Below are 25,597 nucleotides of genomic sequence, written 5' to 3' on the forward strand. Positions count from 1 at the left end.
TATTTTACCATAATCAAACGAAAGAAAAAAGGCTAATAGCCTTTTATAATAATGATTGATATAATTCTTTGATTTCCGCAACACTTGTTTCTCTTGGGTTACCTGGTCTGCAAGCATCAGCATATGCTGATTCAGATAAGAAATCTAAATCTTCTGTTTTAACAATGTCTTTTAAGTCAGTAGGAATACCAACATCTTGTGATAATTTCTTAACAGCATCAATCGCTGCTTTTCTATATTCTTCTTGTGACATACCAGTTGTATCTACACCCATTGCTTCTGCAATATCTTTATATTTTGTACCTGTTGCAGGAGCATTATATTCCATAACTGTTGGTAAGATAATTGCATTTGCAACACCATGAGGGGTATCATACAAAGCTCCTAATGGATGAGCCATTGAATGAACAATACCTAACCCTACATTAGAAAATCCCATACCAGCAATATATTGTCCTAAAGCCATACCTTCTCTACCTTCAGGTGTGTTTTCAACAGCTCCACGTAAATGTTTTGCAATTAATTCAATTGCTTTGATATGGAACATATCACTCATTTCCCATGCTCCAGCAGTAATATATCCTTCTATCGCATGAGTTAATGCATCCATTCCTGTAGCTGCAGTTAAACCTTTAGGCATACTTGACATCATATCAGGATCAACGAATGCAACGATTGGTAAGTCATGAGGGTCTACACATACCATTTTACGGTCTTTCTGGGCATCTGTAATAACATAGTTAATAGTGACCTCTGCTGCTGTTCCTGCTGTCGTAGGCACTGCTAAAATAGGTGTACAAGGATTCTTTGTATCAGCAACTCCTTCTAAACTTCTCACATCAGCAAATTCAGGGTTTCTATCTATAATACCAATACCTTTAGCAGTATCCATTGATGATCCTCCACCAATTGCAATAATATAATCAGCTTTTGCATCTTGTAACGCCTTCACACCTTTTTGAACATTTTCAATTGTTGGATTAGCTTTAATATCAGAATAAATCACATATTCTAATCCTGCTTCATCTAATAAATCAGTCACTTTTTTAGTCACTCCGAATTTAATCAAATCTGGATCAGAACAAACCATTGCTTTTTGAAATCCTCTTGCTTTTACTTCAGTAGGAATTTCATTGATTGCTCCACTTCCATGATAACTTGTTTCATTTAAAATAAATCTGTTTGCCATATTTCTAATCTCCTTTATTTCTTTCCTGACTTTATTTTATCACTCTTGTGAAATAAAGAACAAGTGACAAATCATTCGATTTGTCACTTTTCATGAAATACTATTCAATACAACAAATATGTTCCTTTGTTTCTTTATCATAGTTAATTCCTACAATTAATAAATTATCTTTATAATTCTTTAAGACTTCTGGATATTCATTATTTTTCATTTGATTGATTGCAGTTAAGGCACTCTGATCCCATTTCAGTTCAACAATCATTGCCGGCTTATCTCCCAATGGTATATAAGCAATATCTGCAAAACCTTTTCCTACTGGACATTCTCTTATGATTGTATAATGATTTCTTGCTGTGTAGAGAGAAAACAGGATTGTAAATGCCAGTGCTTTTTCGTTATTGTATTCTAAGACGCTTGATATATAGTGATTCTTTTGAATGATAGCTGCCACTCTTTTTTCATCTTTATTCCATATAGCTTCTAACAGTTCCTGTGAATCCATTAATGATTCACTTACATGATCCCAATGACTTGTCTTAACAGACTGTACAAATGAATCTACAACTTCCTGATTAGGAATATATGCCTTACCTTCATGATATCCTAAATACCCTAAATGGATAAGCAATGTTAATATGTCATCTACTGATTTAAAATTTGTCATATCATTAAGAAATGAACCTGTATCTACAGATATCTGTTCATTAGCCAATAATCTCACTATCATATCCTTTAAGCCATCATAATTCATATTGATATATTTGCTCAATGCTTCATATGTCTCTGTGCTTGTCCAGTAGTTTCCATATTTCTTGGATTCTATGGCATAGACAACTGAGCGTGGATTATAAACTGATATATTGTCTGCTAACTGATAGCCATTGTACCATGTCTGCATATCTTTAAAATTCATCTGATACTGTTCACATAATTCTTTGACTTCCTGTTCAGTAAATCCCATGAATTTAGAATACTCAAACGGCTCTATCATAGAGATTTCTTTAAACATATTCAAAGCACTATGTGTTCCATATTTCTTAATTGGCAATATTCCTGTCATATAGGCAAGGTCTACATAAGGTTTATCTTTTAAAAGATTTCTTAGAAAATCAAGATATTTCTCATAGTCTTCTTTGGCTGTACTTCTAAAAACACAATCCCATTCATCTATAATAAAGATAAATTTCTCTTTCGTTTCACTATGAATATCTTCAAAAATCTGTACCAAATTATTAATATCAAAATAATCTATATCAACATATTGTTTCTTGACTTCTCTAAAAATGAGTTTTGTTATGAGTTCTAGCATCTGTCCAATATGATGTGTCTTGCTTAAAAAATCCTGCATATTCAAATGAATGACATTATACTTATTTAAATGATTCTCATAACAAGCATTTTGACTGATTTTCAAAGGACTAAACATAGCAAATGAATCGCAGCCTTTTGAATAATAGGCAACCAACATATTGGCATCTGTAGATTTACCAAATCTTCTTGGTCTTGAGACACATATCTTACATTCTCCTCTGCCAATTAATTCATTTGTTTTTTCTATAAGTAATGATTTATCTACATAAATCTGATTCCTTAGTGCTTGTAAAAACATTTCGTTTCCTGGATTTAAATAAACGCTCATTGTCAATCCTCCTAACTTTTCATGATATATCTATTCTGTTATGCCAAGTACAAGTTGGCATTTATTATTCAATAATAATGCACTCTGTTCTTTCATGACTTCTTACTTATAAAGTAATTTTCCCAGCCATATCATTTATATTGAAGTCATTTATCATTTTCACCCCATGTCCATTTCCTAGATTCCTATAAAATAATTATACTCTAAATTTGATAGTTTGTATATGCGTTATTTTTGTCATATTCTGCATAACAAAATCATTTTTATAACTATCTAGTTAATAGATTTTCAGTTGCTAAAATAATAATTAAATTCATCAAAAACAATAAAAGACACTTCATATGACTGATCATAATATAAAGTGTCTTATTTGTTATTAAGTTCAATTTTATTGATTAAGTATTGACTTGAAAGAACTCTGTCACCTTTCATTTTCATAATTGTATTATCTTGTTTATTAAATAGAGGATCATATTTATCAAAATATAAACGTTGTAATGTTCTAATAATGATATGATACATTTTTTCATCTTCATCTAACTCTTCATAAGATTCAAACTCAATATCTTTCAAAGGTAAAACATATTTAAACTGATAAAATGTACTATTAGCAATAAAATCATCAATAATAGCATCTATATCTATATCATAAGGATATAGATATCCAAAGAATTCAGGTCCTCCACAAGCAATATTATAATAATCACTATCCTCTATATGATCCATAAATGCATATCCACCTATAGAATAATCCTGAAATCTATATCCAAATCTATCTTTTAGATATAAACTATCTGATATATCAATTTCTCTATCTTTAATATACATTTTAATATATTGGTCATATTGAAATGTTAACCCATAACTTTTAAGAAAATGAGATAACGATGAATCTTTTGTTAATACATCAATTAAATTATAACCATCGTTATTAGTATCATTATTCAATCTTCTTGATAAATGAATAAGCATTACTTCATCTACATTGTTACATAGATGTTCTTTTACAAACAATGCAAAATATTCATAAAGATTGTCCATATCTAAAAATTGATGATTCATTTGAAGCTTTTTATAACAATTTTCTAACAAACCATCTATTTCATTGTTACTCACATTTAACAATACATTTAATGATTTTCTTATTGTCTCTTCTGATTTAGTATCAATATACAAAGAATATTACCTCCCTAAAATTTACAATAACCTTCTACTTCAATTTAGACATATTAATTTAATTTCTGTTCCCATCTAAAAAACATTAGACAGACATTTCGTCTATTTTTCTACCTTTTCAAAATATGTATCAGGCTTGTCTGGATTAAATGGTTCATTAGCCCACATAACTGTCACCATATCTGTTTCTCCAGTATTAATGATGTTATGTGTATATCCAGTTGGGATATCTATGACTTCCAGCTTATCTCCTGATACCTTATATTCAATAATTTTGTCATCACCTATTCTTCTAAACTGAATAAGCCCTTCTCCACTGACAACCAGAAACTTCTCATTCTTGGTATGATGCCAGTGCTGTCCTTTTGTAATGCCTGGTTTTGATATATTAATAGAAACCTGTCCATGCTCCTCTGTTCTGATGAACTCCGTAAATGATCCTCTTTCATCAGCGTTCATTTTCAGTGGATATGAAAAACTATCTTCTGGAAGATAGCTCAAATAAGTTGCGTATAATTTTCTTGTAAAGTCATCGCTCTGATCAGGAATATTAAGATTCTTTCTTGAATCCTTGAATGAATATAACAGTTCACTTAATTTCTTAAGAGAAACATTATATATAGGTTCCATCATATAATATCCATCAGCCTTCATTGATGGATGACCCATAATACAGTGAATGATTTCCTCTATAACATCATCTATATAGCATAGAGGAATAACTGCATTGGGATTATTAATCTGTATATCCATATCATGAGCAATGTTATAGCACCATGTTGCAACAACACTATTGTAGTTTGGCCTACACCACTTGCCAAAGAGATTGGCAAATCTGTATATAAAAACAGGATTTCCATTATCTTTACCAAACTGCAAAAGATAATCCTCCCCCTGTTTCTTTGACTTGCCATAATCATTATCTCTTTCAGCCTGAATGCTTGAAGAGACAATAATAGGACATTGATTATTGTTTTCTTTTAATAGTTGACATAATGTTTCAGTGAATCCATAATTTCCATCATAGAATTCATTGACATCTTTAGGTCTATTAACACCTGCAAGATGAACAATAACATCACAGTTTTTTGTATACTTTTTTAGATCATCCAATGATGAATCTAAATCATATTTATGTATATTAATATCTTTAGTCAAATCATAGATACTACATTTATCATCTCTAATAGTCTTTAAGGCTTCTATAAGATTTCTTCCTACAAAACCACTTGAACCTGTTATTAGAAGTTTCATGCTACTGTTCCCCCAATAACTAAGGGTCTATATGCATTGTATATAAATCTACTTAGTACCCCCCCCCCCGGCAATTTTGATATTATCGTCATTTAAATAATTGTATAAGTATTTGTGATTTTTTACCCAATCAAACATCTCATATACCTGTGTTTCATAATCAGGTACTATAAAGTCAAAGTCATTTCTTGTACAATATAATGATTTATCATGAACTATACCATCCACCTTCTGAATTTTTAGATTCTTACATGAATATTTATTAAATAGTTTAACAAGGTTGTATTTGCTTATTTTCTTGTTATTGACAAGATTGTATAAGCCTGTAAGATTATCATAACTTGCTTTATGCATTGCCTTGGCAAGCGTCAATGTTGTAACTCCTGTCCACAAGGATTTATCATATCCATTTATTTCTCCTGACTGTTTCATAAACCAGTTAAACAGTCCTATCCCTTTTACATTAATATCTGGTCCAATAATAGAATTTCTAAAAGTTAAATTCTTGTTGTCATTTAATTCACCTAGAGCTTTTGAACGATCATAAAATGTTTCTCCATCAGGTACATCATTTTCTGAATAATTCCCTTCCTTTCCAGAAAATACACAATCTGTACTCATTTGTATAACCATTGTTTTCATTGTTTTTGTCACTTTTGCTAAAAAGTGAGGAAGATAGGAATTAAGAAGTACTGCCAATTCCTTATGTTCATCAGCAGCCTGATTAAGAATACCTACACAATTTATAATGACATCATAATTATTTTTCTTAATAATTTCTTCTAAATCATTAAATTCACATATATCCATAACATGTGTATAACAACAAGGTGACTCATGCAAGTCTATTCCTTCTACTTCTTCACCCTGTTCTTTCAGATAACATGCTATTAAATGTCCTGCCATTCCTGCAGCACCTAAAACTAAATATTTCATTTTAATTTATTCTCCCATTTTAATACTTCTTCTCGTATTTCTTTTAAAGTTAAAAGTTTTTCCACAGTTTGATCAATATTTAATAATTCAGTGTTATTGCTATTAAATTCAGTTAACCCATTTCTATTGGTACCTTTAGATAAATAGTTATCATAGTTTAAGTCTCTTCTATCTGCTGGAACTCTGTAGAAGTCTCCCATATCTATAGCCTTTGAACATTCTTCATTAGTTAAAAGAGTTTCATATGTTTTCTCACCATGACGAATTCCAATAATTTTATTTTCAACCTCATATTTAAATAGTTTCTTAATTGCCTCTGCCAAAACTTCAACAGTCGTTGCAGATGCTTTTTGAACCAAAATGTCTCCACTTGTTCCGTGCTCAAATGCAAATAAAACAAGATCTACCGCTTCGTCTAATGACATGATAAATCTTGTCATGTTTGGATCAGTTAATGTTAGTGGCTTATTCTCTTTAATTTGATTAATAAAAAGAGGTATAACTGAACCTCTTGAACACATAACATTTCCATATCTTGTACACATAATACTAGTTTTTTGAGAATCAACTGTTCTGCTTTTCGCAACAATGACCTTTTCCATCATTGCCTTAGATGTTCCCATTGCATTCACAGGATAGGCAGCTTTATCTGTAGATAAGCATACTACCCTTTTAACGCCACATTCTATGGCTGCAGTTAATACATTTTCTGTTCCTAAAACATTTGTCTTAACTGCTTCAATAGGAAAGAATTCACAACTAGGAACCTGTTTTAGTGCTGCAGCATGAAATATGTAATCTACCCCATTCATCGCATTTCTTACCGAATTTATATCTCTTACATCACCAATATAGAATTTAATCTTATCAGAGACTTCGGGATATTTTGCCTGATATTCATGACGCATATTATCCTGCTTTAATTCATCTCTACTGAATATTCTTATTTCCTTTATATCTGTATTTAAAAAGCGGTTTAAAACCGCATTCCCAAATGATCCTGTTCCACCAGTAATCATTAATATCTTATCTCTAAATTGAGTCATCTTTAATCCTCCAATCTATTGACTAACTCAAAAGCTTTTTCTATAACCTGTGACATATCATAATATTTAAATTCTGCAAGTCTTCCTAAATAAAAAAAATCATTAACTTTATCAGCTAACAATTTATATTTATTAAATAGCTCAAGATTACATTCATTAATTAATGGATATGATGGTATGTTGTACTTTTTATCTCTATTATAGTTCTCTGAGTATTCTGAAAGTAATGCAACTTTATTTTCTTTATAAACGCCCGTTACTCTACTCATATCAGAAGTCCTAAATTTTTTATATTTCAGTGGAAAAGTAAGAGCCAATCCATTAAAGTAAGTATTGTTTTTTATAATTGTTTTTTTAAAAAAAACTGATCTATATGGAAGACAACCATATTTATAATTAAAAAACTCATCTAACGGAGCAGTGTATATAAGTTTGCCATTAAATTCTGAGCCATTATAAAAGATTTTATTTTTTATAATTTTTATACATCTAGAACCATTACAATTCGTTTTTAAAACAATATTTTTATGTGTTAATATATTTTCAAACATTTTTGTATATCCATTTTTAGGAACAAAATTATATTTTTTCTTACTTCTTATATTATTGTAAGATACTCTGACTGGTGCTCTACCAACAATATTTTTATCTATTTCTTCTGGCTTTTTACCCCACATCTTTGCATTATAGCCAATAAATACCTTTTGATAAATATCTTGTCCTATCTCTTTTAAAAATAAATCATCAGTATTTAATAAATCTATAATATTTATTTCTGATTCTAACCCATATTTATTAACTAACCTTTTTATTATTTCATTAGCTATTTTTTCATCATACATTAACTTAATTGAATTCAAATTAATTGGTAATGGAACTATTGCTCTACCAATATTTACTTCCATTTTCACATCAATATTGACAATATTGTCATATTTTTCAATATAATTTAAAACTTCATCGTTATTAGTCATAATAACATGTGGTCCATACTTATGTATAAGCAAATGATTATTATCAAAATAATCATACATGTTACCAGCAATATGTCTCCTTTTTTCTAATAATAAAACTTTTTTTCCTCTTTCGGCAAGTTCCCTAGCACATACCGATCCAGCAAAGCCTGCACCAACAACTATATAATCATACATATTAATTTCCCTCTTTTCTGCTTTTTAATAAATACCATTATGGCATAATTTTTATTAAAAATTACCTAAATACAATAAGTCTCATTGAAGAAATTTTTTTCAGAAATCTTTATAACTATATTTTACTATATATATCTAAGACTCAATCAAAAAAATATTTACAGTTATTATTACCTATGAAAATTAATCATTACTAATAAAATCCAAAAATTTTATTGGCGACAATTCATTGCATATAGCTAATTTTTCTGTTGTGGATGCTTTTTGAATTTTAACAAAATCTACATTTATTTCATCTATATTACGAAAAAACATCATTGATTGTTTATCAAAATACTTTGATTTATAAACAGAATAATTATTTGTCAATAATTTTTTATTATAAAAAAGAGTTTCAAAGACTCTTTGAGAATATGAGTCACAATCAGATACTTTAAGTTCCAATCCACAATTAGACATATTTAAAATTGCAATGGTTTTTTCATATGGAATATTATTGCAATAATTAATATCATCAGAGTATACTTGATCTTTCTCATCAATTCCAAGTATATAAAAATTTGTGCTTATTTTATTATTCTTACAAAATTCATAAATCTTAATAAGTTCATTAAATCTACTTTTTCCATATCCAACAAAAAACAAATCAGCTTGCTTAATATCAGAATACTGATTGTTAATTTCAATTTTTGAATATGGTATTGGGTAATAGCCTATTTTACAACGTTTGGCTTCACTTTCATCAAAAATATATGATTTGTCAAATTTATCTTTAATAATTTCAAAACAACTATTTCTAAATGCATGTATATCAAGACTATATGATATATGTTTGGAACTTGTATATTTCTTTTTTAAAGAATCAACTAGTCCATGTTTTACAGCCTCAAAAGTGTCTATAAAATATATAAAAATTAAACTATCAGATTTATTGTATAAAGATACAAATCTATATCTTTTATTCCAAATCTTTTTAAATGGAATATTAAATAATGAATTGATTTTTTTTGAGAAATGTATCCTGTAAAAAAACATTTCCAATTTCGTAAATTCTTCTGTTAAATATGTATAATGAACATTCTCTTTATTGATTACATCATTAAATAGAATTCTATCAATATCCCTATCACTTGCAATAAATACATACTTCATTTTTCAATTCCTCCTATAAAAATTATTTTTCAAGAAAAATATTACTAATTTCAAATTTCTTTTTTCAAATAACACACAGTAAATCATAGTACATAAAAGAATTAAGATTAAAGATACCATTCCTACACATATAAACATTTTTAATGAATTTATTAAAATTAAATATGAAATTCTGTAAAAAATCAAAGACATTACAATAATAAGTACCGCTCTACCTAATATTAATCTATACTTATAATTTAATTTATAGCTTGTTATTCGGAATCTTAATACTGATAATATAATATAAAATACAATTAACCCAATAAAGGTACAAGAAAAGTCAATAATTGTAAAAATAAAAGTAATAAGTACTGATATACTTCCAACAAATACAGTTGATTTAAATGTCTTTTTAAACAATCCTAAATTCACAACAACAAAATCGGAAATAGAATAAAAGACATACGATATCAAATAAAAAATACATAATAACGAAATGGTAGTATTTATATAATTTATATGATTTAATCCAGAAGTATAAATTTGTATAAATCCATTTATTAATGCAGAAAAAAGCGGTAATGAAACAACAGTAATCAAGAAAATTATGAAATTCAAAAAATCATATACCTCACTAATTCCATCAATATCTAACTCTACAGTTTTCTGTCCAAAACTTGCTGACAATGCATTTAGTATTGTATTTATACATAATTTAATTACATTCATTATCATTAAATATATAGAATAAATGCTTGAATGAGAAAGATCATATATACCTGTAATAAGTATTATAGGTATACTTTCCAATACTTGCTGAACAATTTGATTACAAAATAAATAATATTGGTTTTTTATCTTATATTCTTTTGGAATTATTTTTCTATATCTATCTTTATATGTCTTATTAAAATGTATATGACAATATATCGTCTTAAGCACTCCTCCACTTAACATTCCAAAATAAATAAATATAAAGTTTAATTTCAATGAAATAGATAAAATAATAAAAAAATAATATGTAACCCTTTCAATTACTTGAGAATAAATAATTAAATATTTATCTTCATGTGCAGAAAAAACAATATCAAAACAAGTATAAAATCTGAAATTAATATATGAATTACAGGTTAAAAATAAAACTGATACAATAATTTCATATGAAGTAATCTTAGAACTATTAGTCAATAATAAATAAGGTATCATAAGTGATAATACTAATAAAAACCACAAACTCATTTTTTTAAAATATTTTTTTGAAGAATTGTATATTGATGCCTCAATTTCTAAATCGTTATTAATTATAGGTTTATACATTTCAAATATTGAAGCTCCAACCATTCCAGTTTGAAGTAAACTAACTAAATTTAATATTTGTGTCATTGTAGAAGTTAATCCATTTACATCAGATCCATAAGTAAAAATCAGGGCTCTAGGCACAAAAAAACCAAATAATAAATTTATAAACTGATAAATTAAAGAAATTACTACATTTTTTATTGCTTTATGTGAATGCATTTATGTTACCATCACTTTCTAATATAATTTCTAAATATTAATATAGCATATATAAATATATATAATTTATGTGTTATCATAAAATAAATATAATTATCATACTTATTCCCTTCCCTTTTTAATTTATTTAAGTTGTTTTGTAACAAGTATTGATTAATTAAATTACAAGTTTTTTTAAAGCTAGAGTAGGATATTTTATATTCTAAAAATAATGATGTTTTTATACTTCTAAGTAGTAATAAATACTTACTTTTTTTACATTCGTTATTTATTACCTCAACTCCTAACTCATATAATTCGACCATTTCTTTCCACGAATCTACAACAATTCTATTAGATATAGAATTTTCTACAGAATTTACAATATATACAATACTATCTATAAATTTGACATCATTAATACATTTTAAATATGAATATATAAAATGCGTATCTGCACCATATTTTTTTCTTGTAAACTGTAACTTATTTGTTATAATTACATCATTTAAAAACAATTTAGATGCAATACAATTTATAAAATATATATATTTCGGGTCAGTTATTACATTAGATATTTCAATTTTTCCTTTGACCTTTTTTGGGTATGGATAATATATTTTTTCTGATTTCTTTGTTCTTTTCTTTAATCCTCCTATAACTAATTGGCAATCAAAATTCTCTGTAAGTGTCGCTATTGAGTTACTTGGTAATTCATCATCACTATCTAAAAATGTAACATACTTTCCTGAACACACCTCCAATCCCGCGTTTCTTGCAGCACCTTCACCCTTATTAATTTGATTTATGACAATAATTCTTCTATCAACTTTCTTATAACTATTGCAAATATTTAATGAGTTATCTAATGAACCATCATTAACTAAAATTATTTCCAATTTTCTATAAGTTTGATTAATAATACTCTCTACACATAACTCTAAAGTTTTTTCTGCGTTGTATATAGGAACTATCACTGATACTAAGTCATACATTTTTATCTCCTCCTTCGACTATATGGTAGTGTCAAAAACAATTAATTATTTTAATGATAATTTCATTAGAAGCTCTTATACTATCTATATTTTTATCAATCTCTCCCTAGGAACGGATATATAACCTGACATGATTTTCTATACAAAAAAGTAATACACCTTATAATTATAAGTGATAAACCACAATAGAAAGAATGTATTATCATTACCATGGTCAAGATTTATATCACTTCTTATTAAATTTTTAAACTTTTATGCATTCCCTTCTGTGCTTCGTAAATTCAAACAGAAACCTGAGGATTTAAAATTCGTTATAGATAGAAATCCAATATACAAAGCAGCACAGCAGTATTTCCAGTTAAAAGGTAAATATGTTGTAAACAGACATATAAAATCATTGACCACATCCAAGGTACTGAAACCATTTTTTACTACATATGAATATTTGCATATACTGTTCAACCTCTCTATAATCTGCTTGGCAGGACTACGCTTACCTTATTTTATATATAAAGAGTTATAACAATGTTAAAAGACTGTTATACTTAAAAATGCCACCAATTAACACATCTGCTCCTATATCTCCAAATAAGACATAACTAAATAAAAAAACAAGTATTATAAAAATAAAATAAATACAAATTAATTGTAACGATTTCTTGGAATACTTCCCATTGCTAGAAAAAAGCATTGTATAATCCGAATATTGAAATACAATAATATTTTTATATATTCTAAAAAATGTTGAATTATAATAATAAATAGGACTTAAAAAAAGCATAAAATAATCAAGCTTAATTAATGAATCATTTTTTCTAAAACTCTTTATATTTTTAAATATAAAGAAATGTAATACAAAGAAAATTATTTGAATACTTACAAACACCATTGTTTTTGAAATACTTAATCTATTAGAAAGGTCATAAAAATATAAATTAACTTTACTTGACTGAAACAGCAAACTTGCAATATAAGGATAAAATGGAATAAGAAAAATGGAAACAGAAAACAAAATGATGGTTTGATAATTGAAAGATATTCTCTTAATTTTATCTATAAAAATTAAAAAAATGTAAATATATCCTATTGTATGAAAACCAGCGGCAATACAACATAGTAAAGAATATTGAATTTTATCCTTCAAATCTTTATTACTCTTATTAAAAACATAGAGTGCGTATATTATTATTACACTTGCTAAAAAGTTTCTTTTTTGTTGTATAAAATCCACCATAGGTAGCAACATAAATAATGCCATCACAATACAGGGCTTCGTCGACATCTTATAAATAATAAAAATAAATATTATTAGTGCTATAGCTGTAATTATTGAATTAAATAAAACGAAGTCAAAACCTAATTTTTGACTCACATGACATAAAAAACCATATAAATAATCAGAAGAAAGAAATTTTGGAATCACATTTTTATATGATTGATATATTCCATAATACTCCACATAGTCGCCACCACCATTATTGAAAACCATTAAAACAAATACCCATATAGAGTCTAAAATATAAACAATTTTATATTTATGGAGAAAGAAAGACATAATTATTAAAGAAAGTGTAATAATTAATCCATTAACTATCATTTTATCAACCTACCAATTTTTATTTTTAAATTCTTAGATCTTAACTTAAAATAATGTAGATTAAAATGTTTTTTCTTAATTCTATTAAAATTATCCTGAGTTACATCATTATATTCTAAATAATCAAATGAATTAGGAATAATTTTATATTTTTTGTTTAAATCATTGCAATCTATGTTGACTTTCATACTTCTAGATTGTAAATGAATATACATAAATTCTAGCTTTATAAGTTTTTTATTATTACAATAAAATCGATACAAATTTCCATTATCCCATAAAAATAAATTTTGAAAATTTTTTTCGACATAATACTTATAATTTGAATTCATTTTTGTTAATCTGAAATTTGATGTTTTCATATATGTATTAGCCGCAAAAGATTCATTAAAAATTTTTAAATTATGTTCTAAAAAAATACAATTTATACTATCATTATATTCTTCATCAAATGAACAATTTTTTTCATCACTAAAAACCTCATTAAACCTACTACGTCCATTTAATGTTAACATAAAAGCTGTGTTTACTTTATCTTCATTTCTATACAATGTACAATGTCCTAAATCAAAAATTTTATCATATATATCCATGTTAATTTTCTTTATAAATGTAGCAATATTTCCCCAAATCAAATCAACATCACAATACCCCCAATAATCATACTCAGTTAAATAATCGCTGAATATATATCCATAGGCAACCTTATAATCACAAAGCTTATATGGTCTACTACATGAAAAACTATTATTAAGCTTAATTTTTATTAAATTTTGCATATCAGTCCAATTATTATAGTAGACTTTAACATTACTTGGATATCGATATTCTGATTTATCATCTGTAAAGATAATCCAATCACATATATCCTTGTTTTTTTCACAAGACGCTAGAAACAAATTAAAATAATTATTAAATTTACCATAATAAGGTATAATAAAAGCAATTTTATTCATCATTTAACTCCCCTCAGCAATTTATAAATTCTAAAAAAGATAAAAATTTCGAAATATAACTCTTTTTTACACATTTTAAAAAAAATCATCCATATTAAACTTAAATTATTACTTTGAAAAGTATCAAATAATTTCTTATAGTTATTTGTATTTATTATTTGTTCCACTTTATTTACCTTTTTTTTAATGTTCGTATCAGAATTTTCTATATTAAGAATAATACTAAATAATTCCATTACTATTCTATTATTCAAGTTAATTGTATAACTACCTAACTCATTATCTTCTAAATATTGTGAAACTAGATTATAGAATCGCCATCTTTTTTCTTCATACTGCGTTTTATAACTATGTAATAACGAGACTGAATTTTCTTTTTCATAATGATACCATGTATCTTCTAAATATATAACATCGCCTTTTATTTTTGAAAAAACCATTATATTAAACCATCCATCTTCAATACCAATTTTTGATGTATCTACAAATGTGATATTCTTTATAAGGTCAGTTTTGTATAATTTTCCCCATGCAGTGTTTAATCTGTCCATCTCAAGAAGATTGTATTTTTTTTCTTTTAAAGATGGTCCGATTAAAATAGATAATAAATTATCCTTATCTTTTTTTCTGAAAAATTTAAATTTTTTTCCTTAAAAATATGCACTTTTTTTGATTTGTTTTTATATTCTTTGATATATGGAAAAATTACTACTTCTGTACTTTTGTTAATTTTTCTTAAAATTTTTTTAATACAATCCACATCTAAAAAATCATCTGAATCTACAAACATTGTATATTGACCATTTACATGTTTTATTCCACAATTTCTTGCCGAAGATAATCCACCATTTACTTTGTGGAAAACTTTAATTCTTGAATCAATTAATTGATAATTATCACAAATGCTTCCACATCTATCAGTAGATCCATCATCAACTAAAATAATTTCTATATTGGAATAAGATTGATCTAATAAACTTTCAATACACCTACTTAAATATTGTTCTACATTATAAACAGGTACCACTATACTTACTAACATTTTTCCCTCCATCTTCAGATATATATTTTATTTAAAACTTAATATATTACACTTTAATATTCAAAATACTATAGAACATATTATATGATTATTATCCAATATCATATTTCTGACAAGAATAGGATATACTTATATTGATTTATAAAGTTTTTCCATAATTTCATTGACTAGATCGATACTGTAGTTTTTAGAAATATTAACACAATTAACTTTCATTGAATTCATTAATTCTTTACTTTCTTCAAGATTTTTAATCCCATTAGAAAAACCTTCAATATCTTCTGGTGAATATTTAAAACCAGTAATACCATTAATAGAATAATCATTAATCCCATTAATATTTGAGGTTAAAATTGGTAATCCCGTTGCCATTGCTTCAATTGCTGCCAATCCTAACCCTTCTCTTTTAGAAGGAAATGCAAACAAATCACTACAATTACATAATTGAACTACATCCGTTCTAAACCCTAACAAGAAAACCTGATCTTGCATAGATAAATCATTTATTAATTTTTTCAAATTATCTAATTCATTGCCTCTACCAACAATCAAATATTTTACTCTTTTATTGTTTAATAGAAAAATAGCCTTGATAATTGTAGAATGATTTTTTCTATTAGATAACTCACCAACTGAAAGTATTAAAAAATCATTTTCACTTAATCCTAGAGATGTTCTATATTTTAGCCTATCCTTTGTATTTCTTTTAAACTTATTTACATCAACACCAACCCCTGGTACTTTAACAACTTTTTTTGCCTTAAATTTATTCGTAGCAATAGCATAGTCTTCATCATTAATTGTAATCAAAACATCAGTATATTTAGATAATATTTTTTCTATTGGATAAAATATTATCCAACTCGATTTTGGACCACCTTTAAAAAAATGAAACCCATGTGCAGTATATATACATTTAATATGTTTTCTCTTGCACACCAATCTTGCTATAGTACCCGCAATTGGTGTATGACAATGTACAAAACTATATTTGTATTTTTGTAATAATTTAAATGTTTGCATATAAGCGATGATGTGTTTACATAAGTTAAATATTGATCTTGAATAATTTATTTGAAAATATTTAACGTTTAAACTATCAAGACTTTTTTTCAAATCACTTTTTCTATCTTCGGTCCATATGCTTGTATCACTCCAATCACATGCAACATGAACTTCATACCCTAAATCAATCAGTATATTGATATTATTCATATTAAACTGTCCAATCATGGAAGGTACTGTTGCTATCATCAAAACCTTTTTATTCATTTAATTCTCCTCGCTGTTATTTCTGCATATATACTAGATTTACATGTATCAACTAATACAATCTTTATTTTCATACTGTAGCAGTTGTCTCAATATCTTGTAATTGTTTTAAAATATCGTTATTAATAAGTGTATATTTCGTATTATTTATTGTGATAACGCACCAACTTAAGGTAGAAACCAAAATACTCTTATTTTTAAATCAATATCTTCTTTTTTCATATTAATTATAATATTGTAAATGATATATTCCTTTAATTATCTATAAAACTTTGTTATTAAATTTTTATATTTTTTTCACAAACATTAAATTTCTACCCATAATTTTTCTTTGCAGGAATTCCAAAATATATACCTTTGTCGTCTATATCTTTGATAACAGAACTTCCTGCTCCAATTATTACATATTCATTCAAGGATATATTATTAATTATACTTGTGCCTATACCTATCCAAGTACGCTTGCCAACTTTTACTGTTCCTGCAATATGTACTCCGGGACTTATATGGACATAGTCTTCAATAATACAATCATGATCAACAGATGACGATGTATTAATAATGCAAGCACTCCCCACATTTGTATCCGCATTAATAACTACATTAGCCATTACAACAGTTCCCTCACCTATACTTACTGAATCATCTATAACTGCTGATGGATGTATTAATGTTGGTTGAATGATACCTTTTTTCATCAACAATTTTGAAATTTCTTCACGCATCTGATTGTTTCCTATTGCAACAAAAAAATATAGATTACTGTATTTATCATCATCGCTGTTTAAATACATATCTATATCTTTTATTGTACCAATAACATCATACTTTCCATTCTTCTTTTTATTTTCATTGTCATCAATAAATCCTATAACTTCATATTGATTTTTTTTTGCTATATCAGCAACTACTTTACCATGTCCACCTGCCCCAATAATAATCATTTTCTTAATAGTATTCTCTATCATCTGAAATATTTCTTCCTAAAATTAATATTTTTGTCCTTTTTATCAGCAAATAATGCCTCTATATCTTTTGTTTCAATAATATTTTCTTTTCCTATAATAAAACCGTTAAAATGCAAAATATCCATTTGTTTTAGTTTTTTTATACTTTTAGTTAATGCAGGATGTAAAACATACAATGTTTCACTATTCAATTTAAGTTGATTATCACCAAGAATATAGGTGATATCCTTAGAGTGCATAAAATGTTGTTTAATCTTATCATTCTTATTATCATATAAAATAATTCCTAGCATTCCTAATTGATATAAAACAGAGAACGGATGATTTTTTGCAGGACAATCCTCACACCCATTTTTACTACATTGCTTTAACTCATTAAACTTCTTACATATTTTTTTTAAATCAGAAGAAAACATCAGATTTTTTTCAATTAACAATAAAAGTTTTTCAAAATTATCAGGGTTTTGCCAAAAATTAGGAAGAATTTTTTGTTTCTCAATATAATAACAATATTCATCTGTTTGCGACAAAGCTTCCTTATTATATGCTAGTTTACCCGCTTTTTCTTCAATTAACTTTTTTACTTTGTTACCACGTTCTAATTCCGAATTTAATTTTTTTATCTCTTCTAAATTTTTTGTAAGCATTTCTGCATATTCCTGAATATCTCTTGTAGTATCAAATGAATGCCGATAAATGCTTTCAAATACTGTTTCATCCATATTAATATTATAGGGATTACATAATTTTTTTACTCCAACAAATGCCTCTTCTACATTTTGATTAACTAAACTTTTATCAAACAACAAATTCTCATTTTGATTTTTTATACATTCACAATAAATTTGATATTGTTCTTCTTTTGTATACCATAAATCACTAACAGATGACATAATCTTTTTTTGTTGTTCATTAAAGTAATTATCTGATATTTTAAAAGCTTCATTTCTTATGGTATAGAAAATATTAATACATTCACCAAATATAATCATTAAATCATCAACTGCTTTTAAAAGGGATACTTGTAAAAATTGCCATATATTTACATATCGTTTGCTAATAATATTTGGAAATATTCTTAAATTATAATCAGAATAGTTACTTGCATATGTTTCACAGCCGTAACAGCACCAATTACTACAATTTTGATTGCTATTACAATATGAGTCAGATTTTTGGGGATTATCACAATTAATAATATTTTCTTTTTTTGAACATTCTTCACACATTAGTGGTGGCTCCACATTTAATTCTTTAATGGATTGATCAACTTTATCTATAAAAATACAGACTCTTTTTTTATCAATGCTATTCAAAAAGTTAGAAATAATTTTTTTAAAATTTAATAAATATTGTAAGTCATTCGAACGCTTTTCAGCCCAATTATCTTCTTGTAATATATTTGAAAAAATTCTTTCCAAATTATCACATTCAGATTGCATACACAAATTATATGTTTCATTTGTAATATGATTATTTTCTAGATATTCATTTAATTTTTTTATTATAGGAGTTGTATTGGCGTTACCATCCCACCATTTTTTATTTTCTGAAATATTATCTTCAATATTTATTAATTGATTCAATACATAAACAATAATCGTATATTTCCATAAGTCAATCAAGTTATTTATATCTGTAAATGATGTTATTTTTTTCTGAGTATCAACAATAATTGTATCTGTTCCCCAATTATTATTAGGATTAGGTCCATCCCTTAATATTGGTAAACACATATTTTCTTTATTAGCTGCTACAGTTGTTCTTTTAATTTGCAACACAAAAGTTTTACCAATTCCTTTTACTGCTTTAATACCGTAATATTTAGAATTACGATTAATAATGTCTTTTATTTTTTGAGTTGCTGTATATGTTTCAAATCGAGTTTGACTACCTCTAGCTTTCTCAGCGTCAGGAAGCCAAATTGATTCTATCTTTTCAAAAAAATCAAATTCAGACCATTGGTCTGGTGTTAGCTTTGATTCCTTAGAAAAATAGAGTTTAAATGACACAGGTGTATTATTATCAAAATCAAATTTATTGTCTCGATCGAATCTTTTTTTATTTTTATTCCATTCATATAAATGTACTTGTACTTCATCTTTATTTTTTAATTTTTGGTAAATAAGGCACCCAATATAAGAATAAGAATCTTTTATTTCTACACCAGTTTTTCTACATGTAATACAAGGAAAAGTAATTCCATTTAAATTTTCTTGATATATTATTCTTTCTCTGTGTTCATCCCCGTTAAGATATGCACTTAACTTCCAATCAGTAAAATATCTTAATAAAAACTTTTGATGACTTTCATATATTCTATCATATGGATGATGTGCTATTACAATTCTTGGTATAGTTTTATCCAACTTATTCTCAATGTTACTTATTTCATTAATATCTACAATTTGACGTAATCTATTATTCCCATTACTAATTAGCGCACTATTTATATGAATAATATATAACTTGTTTTTATATTGTCTAATATTCACTTGTTCTGGTGACTTTGTATAAATTTTAGAGTAATCATCACCATAAAAGTCTTTAATAAATTTATTAAAAGTAATAAAAGACTGCAATAATCTCATATCTGTAAAATATTCCTTATAACACTCCGGATCTTGATCAATATGATTATGGATATATTCACAATCTCCTTTTTTTCCTGAATATTCATCTACATCATGATTTCCTGGGATGATATAAAAGAATTCTTTCTTTATACCTAACACTTCCGACAATTGATTAAGAAATACTAATGTTTTTTCATATCCTGTATTAAATTCATGAAGATCACCAGTTATTATAATAAAATTTATTTTACGTTCTTCTTTTAATCGGATAAAAGAACCTTTAAGACTTTTCCACTCTAAGTTTTCAAAAATATGCAAATCTGAGATATGAAGCCATCCATACTCAACATTATCCATTATATATTCCTCCCTTTTTGATTAAATCTATCAATAATTATCTATTTTTTTAAATTCTTCCATTGTCACTGATGTTTCAGATGAAATCCCCTGTCTAAATAAAACAACCTTAATTGTTTTCAATATAATTTCTATATCTATCAGAAAAGATATCTTATGTGTGTATTCAATATCTAAATTGAACTTTTCTTCCCATGTTATACTATTTCTACCATTCACTTGTGCATAGCCAGTAAAACCAGGTCTGACATCATGTCTATGTTTTTGATGTTCATTGTATAAAGGAAGATATTTAACTAACAATGGTCTAGGTCCTACAATTGCCATATCACCCTTGAGTATATTAAAAAGTTCAGGCAGTTCATCAAGACTTGTTGATCTTAATAGTTTCCCAAACTTTGTTAATCTTATTTCATCAGGCAGTAGATTACCATCTTCATCTTTCTCATCTGTCATTGTCCTAAACTTATAAAGAGTAAATATCTTTTCATGAAGTCCTGGTCTTTTCTGCTTAAAGATAACTGGTGAGCCTAGTTTTATTCTTACTAATAGTGCAACTATCAACAGTACCGGACTTAGGATAATGATTGCTAATAAAGAAAGAATAAAATCCAATATTCTTTTTATATACTTTGCATACATTATTCAAAACACTCCTTGATTATTTCTATAATCATATCCTGTTCTTCTACAGTCATTTTGTTATCAGATGGTAGACACAATCCTCTTTCAAAGATATCTTCATTAACAATCACTGATTCCTTGCCTTGAATATATGCATTGGATAAGCCTCTTCCATTGCCATCTTTTGTAATGAATGGATTCATTCTGAATATTGGCTGCATATGCATTGGCTTCCAGATTGGTCTACCCTCTGCATTATACTTTACTAGAGTTTCTAGGATTTCAGTTGGACATGATTTGCCAGGCTCAGATATATAAAGGACTTCTTTTTCACCTCTGACCTGTTTGCACATAGCTTCCTTATCAATAATTAAACATGATAACCAATAATTAGGTTCCATAACGTCCTCAATAAAAGGATTCATGGAAACTGGCATGTCCTTGAATCCTTCCTTATATCTATAATAGATGGCTTTCTTTTGAGCAATATGCTCATCTAAATGTTTATACTGACCTCTTACTACTCCTGCTATAACATTGGACATACGATAGTTATAGCCTATCTCTTCATGCTGATACCATGGCGCATTCTCTCTTGACTGGGTTGACCACTTTCTGGCTTTATTGGCTGCCTCTTCATCATCAGTCAATAACATGCCACCACTTGATCCAGTAATAATCTTATTGCCATTAAAGCTAATAATATTGTAAGTACCAAATGTTCCAGTCTGCTGTCCTTTATAGGTTGCTCCCAAAGATTCAGCAGCATCTTCTATAAGTATTGCATTATGCTTTTGACATATTGCCATGATTTCATCCACCTTGGCAGGTGTACCATATAAGTTTGCAATCACAACAACCTTTACATCAGGATATAATTCAAAGGCTTTTTCCAATGCCTTCGAATCCATATTCCATGTTTCATATTCACTGTCAATAAATACAGGAATACCACCTTCATAAACAACGGGATTCACAGTCGCACTGAAAGTCATATCACTACAGAAAACATAATCACCTTGTTTTACTCCGGCTAATTTCATTGCAATATGCAGTGCAGATGTTCCAGCTGATAAAGCAACTGAATACTTACACCCAATATAATTGTTTGTCAATTTTTCAACCTCATTAATATTAGCCCCTACTGTAGACATCCAATTAGTACTATACGCTTCTATAATATATTCTAGTTCTTCACCATGCATCGTTGGTGAAGATAGCCATACTTTATTTTGAAATGGTTTAAAACTCATGTTTCCCCTCCTCTTCTGTTATTTTTATGAACACAAAAAAACAGGTTTTCACCTGTTCATTATGAGTTTTTATGGATGAGAAAGCATAGTTCCCCCTACCCCATAAAAACTCATATTTTATGTTCCGAATATAATTGAAGGCGGGTTACCGATCGCTTCAATTATTTCTTACTTTTAATATCTATACCTACCTTGATTTTTCTATCAAAGAATGTTAAATCAAGATATGCACAACAATTGTGTGTATCAACTTTCACAATGTGATTTTCATAAGAAACTAATGGTCCATCAGTAACAACTGTTTTACCATTAACTCTATATCCGTGTGAAATTCTTGCAATATAATCATGATCTAATATTTGATTAAAGAATTCTATCTCATCTGCTCTTAAAGCAGATGTTTCATTATTCTTTAATTGTTTAATAAGACCATCATTAATATCTTTCATTTTCATTAATAAAGTAGAAAATTCAACTTGATCTAATGAAGTTTTTACAAAGATGTAATTATCAAACATAGTTCTTAATAAAAGTTCTTTCGTATCACGACTACAAACTTCATATTGAGGAACAAAAGCTTCTAATCCCTTTTTTTGATTAAGATTATTAAGAATCTTATTGGTCTTTTGGCTTAAAGTATACAAAACATACCAATTCATACTTTTCTTACCACATTCACTGCTACTGTAAACTTACCAATAAAAATGCCACAATCTAATGTCGCAAAACGATTATGCCGATTAACCTTAATAATCTTATCTTCCAATCCTTTCAGTGGTCCTGAAATTGCTACAAATCTTGAATTAATACTCTCCCCTACTGTATGCCTAATAACATGTCCATTATCAAATAACTTCTCTAATAAGACCTGTTCATCATAACTTAAAGGATAGACATCTTCATAATGAAGTAATTCAATCAAACCATCAATCGTATGAAAGAACTCTTTAAACATCTTATCAAATTCTTCTTTATTAAGTTTGCTTTTGATAAACACATAGTCTGGATAAAGTTCTTGAATAATATAACTATTCTTGATTTTACCTCTACCAAACCATCTTTCCTTTTTTGGGATGAACGCTTCTATATCTTCTTGTCTGTTTAATGCAGTAACGACTTGTTTTACATGATTACTCTTCACATGTGCTACATACCAGAACATATCATTCCCCCCATCCATTTTTCGTAGAATACAATATTCTGCGAAAATAATGGCTTGTTTTATCTTTATCATAGATATAATTTAATCATTTTATAATATTGATTTATTTGTAATGAAATCATTGCTATTCAATAACGACATTTTTATATTGATTTCTACTGAATACAATCAAAATTTAATAATTCGGGTTGAAAATTAACTCAACTATGTTATAATCTGTTTCATAGAATATTGTATTCTGTGATAAAATATAAAAAGTCATCTATAAAGTAATATACTTTAAGGATGACTTTTGTCATTATATTATTGTAAATCTGATAATAGTTTCTCTAATTTAGGAGGCAGGGCATCTATAAATAAGTCAGCTAATACTTCTGGTGATTCTTGCATACCGCGAATAGCCCAATCAACAGTCATAGTAATAGAACCATGACAATACATATCTAATAAAAACATAATATCTGGTGGTATTTCACCTATTTTTTTTTGAATAATATTTGTATAAAACTCTAATATACACTGATAATCATAGTTTTCTACATTATTATAATCTTTAGACTGAAAAGCTTGCATAAAAAAGACTTTATCATTTAATAAGAAAGTAAACTTCTTAATTAATCCTTCTCTTAAAGTAGAGGAGCTTCCAATCTGTCGAAAAGATTTATCAGCTAATTTTTCAAAATACCAGTTTACTAAATCATATTTATCTTGAAAATAACGATAAAATGTCTGTCTTGTCATACCACTATGTTTTACAATATCTGTCACTGTCATTTTATCTAAAGACTGCTTATCCATTAAATCCTTTGCACTTTGTGCAAAAACATATTTTGTTTGTTCATGTTCATTCATGTCATCACCTCGTCTTTTATTATACCTTATTGATCTATCATTAGCCATTATCCATAAATCTTATTTTTACCACTTTTCTTTGCCTGATATAAACACTGATCACAACGTTCTAATAACTGATGAATACTTTCATTTTCTATTGTTGCTATTCCTATACTCATTTTAATATTTTGATGAAATTCTCCTAAATATAATATTTGACTTTCAAAAGCTTCTAAAATATCTTTTGCTATTTTTAGCGCTCCTTCTTTTTGATATATAGGAATAATGACTAAAAATTCATCTCCACCATAACGACAAGGATCAATCGTAGGATAATATTGTCTCTTAATATTCATAAGAATTTCTCCTACATATTGAATCACTGCATCTCCTAAAGCATGACCATAAGTATCATTAATTTGTTTAAAGTTATCTAAATCAATCATGATAATAGAAAATGGTACTTGTTCTTCTTGATATTGCTGATAGAGTGAATCCAATTGTGCACGTATAAAACGTCGATTATATAAACCACTTAATGTATCTTTTGTATTTTCTTGTGTTAAGGCTTTATTTAATTTCATTAACTGATTATTTTTCTCTTGACTCTCCTTAACAATAGATAAATCATTCGTTACATCTTCAGTCACAATAAATATGCCTACACATTCTTTATGATCATTATACACTGGGTATTTACGTGTATGAGCAATCTTAAAAGAGCCTTTTTGATCAACTCCTTCTACTTCAAAAATATTAATAGCATTTCCAGTCTTCATAACATTTTGTTCATCTTCATAAGCTTGCTTCGCATGTTCTACAGAATCAGGAAATAAATCAAAATCTGTCTTACCAATGACTGATTCAGGATTGTTTTTAAATTCTGGATGTTTTTGATAAAATTGTCTATTCACATAAAGAATGCGACTTTCTAAATCC

23 protein-coding genes are annotated in these 25,597 nt (G+C 27.3%); all 23 read right to left on the reverse strand.

Annotated elements, in window-relative coordinates; all coding sequences use genetic code 11:
* Nucleotides 1-43: 43 nt before the first annotated feature.
* Complete coding sequence (gene fucO / locus BN350_RS08020) at nucleotides 44-1,189, reverse strand: lactaldehyde reductase (RefSeq protein WP_028043134.1); 1,146 nt, start codon at nucleotides 1,187-1,189, stop codon at nucleotides 44-46.
* A 100-nt stretch (nucleotides 1,190-1,289) separates the two neighbouring features.
* The gene (locus BN350_RS08025) at nucleotides 1,290-2,828 is read right to left on the reverse strand and encodes an AAA family ATPase (protein WP_028043135.1); all 1,539 of its coding nucleotides are present in this window, start codon (nucleotides 2,826-2,828) and stop codon (nucleotides 1,290-1,292) included.
* Nucleotides 2,829-3,194: 366 nt separating this feature from the next.
* A complete protein-coding gene (locus BN350_RS08030) occupies nucleotides 3,195-4,004 on the reverse strand; it encodes a hypothetical protein (protein ID WP_028043136.1) in 810 nt (269 codons plus the stop codon).
* A 102-nt stretch (nucleotides 4,005-4,106) separates the two neighbouring features.
* Entirely contained in the window at nucleotides 4,107-5,258 is a 1,152-nt protein-coding gene (locus BN350_RS08035; RefSeq protein ID WP_028043137.1) for a polysaccharide biosynthesis C-terminal domain-containing protein, read from the reverse strand.
* 48 nt (nucleotides 5,259-5,306) lie between these two features.
* Nucleotides 5,307-6,194, reverse strand: coding sequence for a sugar nucleotide-binding protein (locus tag BN350_RS18765; protein WP_044600209.1), 888 nt, complete (start codon nucleotides 6,192-6,194; stop codon nucleotides 5,307-5,309).
* Nucleotides 6,191-7,240: a polysaccharide biosynthesis protein gene (locus BN350_RS08045; RefSeq protein ID WP_028043138.1), complete on the reverse strand. Its 1,050-nt coding sequence runs from the start codon at nucleotides 7,238-7,240 to the stop codon at nucleotides 6,191-6,193. The genes BN350_RS18765 and BN350_RS08045 overlap by 4 nt, the downstream gene beginning before the upstream one ends.
* Before the next feature lie 2 nt (nucleotides 7,241-7,242).
* Nucleotides 7,243-8,391, reverse strand: coding sequence for a UDP-galactopyranose mutase (gene glf / locus BN350_RS08050; RefSeq protein WP_028043139.1), 1,149 nt, complete (start codon nucleotides 8,389-8,391; stop codon nucleotides 7,243-7,245).
* A 183-nt stretch (nucleotides 8,392-8,574) separates the two neighbouring features.
* On the reverse strand, nucleotides 8,575-9,543 hold the full coding sequence (locus BN350_RS08055; protein WP_028043140.1) for a WaaS/CpsH family glycosyltransferase: 969 nt from the start codon (nucleotides 9,541-9,543) through the stop codon (nucleotides 8,575-8,577).
* A 3-nt stretch (nucleotides 9,544-9,546) separates the two neighbouring features.
* Nucleotides 9,547-11,043 (reverse strand): hypothetical protein, encoded by a 1,497-nt coding sequence (locus tag BN350_RS08060; RefSeq protein WP_028043141.1) that lies wholly within the window; start codon nucleotides 11,041-11,043, stop codon nucleotides 9,547-9,549.
* Nucleotides 11,044-11,054: 11 nt separating this feature from the next.
* On the reverse strand, nucleotides 11,055-12,017 hold the full coding sequence (locus BN350_RS19930; RefSeq protein WP_049945535.1) for a glycosyltransferase family 2 protein: 963 nt from the start codon (nucleotides 12,015-12,017) through the stop codon (nucleotides 11,055-11,057).
* A gap of 517 nt (nucleotides 12,018-12,534) precedes the next feature.
* Nucleotides 12,535-13,614 (reverse strand): EpsG family protein, encoded by a 1,080-nt coding sequence (locus BN350_RS08070; RefSeq protein WP_028043142.1) that lies wholly within the window; start codon nucleotides 13,612-13,614, stop codon nucleotides 12,535-12,537.
* Nucleotides 13,611-14,570, reverse strand: coding sequence for a DUF6625 family protein (locus tag BN350_RS08075; RefSeq protein ID WP_044600234.1), 960 nt, complete (start codon nucleotides 14,568-14,570; stop codon nucleotides 13,611-13,613). Before BN350_RS08075 ends, BN350_RS08070 begins: the two co-directional genes overlap by 4 nt.
* On the reverse strand, nucleotides 14,570-15,121 hold the full coding sequence (locus BN350_RS19935) for a hypothetical protein (RefSeq protein WP_049945536.1): 552 nt from the start codon (nucleotides 15,119-15,121) through the stop codon (nucleotides 14,570-14,572). Before BN350_RS19935 ends, BN350_RS08075 begins: the two co-directional genes overlap by 1 nt.
* 41 nt (nucleotides 15,122-15,162) lie before the next feature.
* Nucleotides 15,163-15,612 carry a glycosyltransferase family 2 protein gene (locus BN350_RS19940; RefSeq protein ID WP_196802954.1) on the reverse strand — a complete coding sequence of 150 codons (450 nt, stop codon included), beginning with the start codon at nucleotides 15,610-15,612 and terminating at the stop codon, nucleotides 15,163-15,165.
* A gap of 129 nt (nucleotides 15,613-15,741) precedes the next feature.
* Nucleotides 15,742-16,884 carry a glycosyltransferase gene (locus BN350_RS08085; RefSeq protein WP_028043144.1) on the reverse strand — a complete coding sequence of 381 codons (1,143 nt, stop codon included), beginning with the start codon at nucleotides 16,882-16,884 and terminating at the stop codon, nucleotides 15,742-15,744.
* Between the two features lie 314 nt (nucleotides 16,885-17,198).
* Complete coding sequence (locus BN350_RS08090) at nucleotides 17,199-17,852, reverse strand: acetyltransferase (RefSeq protein ID WP_028043145.1); 654 nt, start codon at nucleotides 17,850-17,852, stop codon at nucleotides 17,199-17,201.
* Nucleotides 17,849-20,785 carry a metallophosphoesterase family protein gene (locus BN350_RS08095; protein ID WP_028043146.1) on the reverse strand — a complete coding sequence of 979 codons (2,937 nt, stop codon included), beginning with the start codon at nucleotides 20,783-20,785 and terminating at the stop codon, nucleotides 17,849-17,851. The genes BN350_RS08090 and BN350_RS08095 overlap by 4 nt, the downstream gene beginning before the upstream one ends.
* Before the next feature lie 30 nt (nucleotides 20,786-20,815).
* A complete protein-coding gene (locus tag BN350_RS08100; RefSeq protein ID WP_028043147.1) occupies nucleotides 20,816-21,427 on the reverse strand; it encodes a sugar transferase in 612 nt (203 codons plus the stop codon).
* Complete coding sequence (locus BN350_RS08105; RefSeq protein WP_028043148.1) at nucleotides 21,427-22,662, reverse strand: DegT/DnrJ/EryC1/StrS family aminotransferase; 1,236 nt, start codon at nucleotides 22,660-22,662, stop codon at nucleotides 21,427-21,429. The genes BN350_RS08100 and BN350_RS08105 overlap by 1 nt, the downstream gene beginning before the upstream one ends.
* Nucleotides 22,663-22,823: 161 nt before the next feature.
* The gene (locus BN350_RS08110) at nucleotides 22,824-23,321 is read right to left on the reverse strand and encodes a transcription termination/antitermination NusG family protein (protein WP_028043149.1); all 498 of its coding nucleotides are present in this window, start codon (nucleotides 23,319-23,321) and stop codon (nucleotides 22,824-22,826) included.
* Nucleotides 23,318-23,824 (reverse strand): transcription termination/antitermination NusG family protein, encoded by a 507-nt coding sequence (locus BN350_RS08115; RefSeq protein ID WP_028043150.1) that lies wholly within the window; start codon nucleotides 23,822-23,824, stop codon nucleotides 23,318-23,320. Before BN350_RS08115 ends, BN350_RS08110 begins: the two co-directional genes overlap by 4 nt.
* Nucleotides 23,825-24,127: 303 nt before the next feature.
* Nucleotides 24,128-24,676 (reverse strand): TetR/AcrR family transcriptional regulator C-terminal domain-containing protein, encoded by a 549-nt coding sequence (locus BN350_RS08120; protein WP_028043151.1) that lies wholly within the window; start codon nucleotides 24,674-24,676, stop codon nucleotides 24,128-24,130.
* Between the two features lie 47 nt (nucleotides 24,677-24,723).
* The coding region (locus tag BN350_RS19945; protein WP_049945537.1) for a sensor domain-containing diguanylate cyclase at nucleotides 24,724-25,597 on the reverse strand (874 nt) is incomplete at its 5' end.

It is taken from the genome of Candidatus Stoquefichus massiliensis AP9 (assembly GCF_000455285.1).
GTDB classification, from domain to species: Bacteria; Bacillota_I; Bacilli_A; order Erysipelotrichales; family Coprobacillaceae; genus Stoquefichus; species Stoquefichus massiliensis.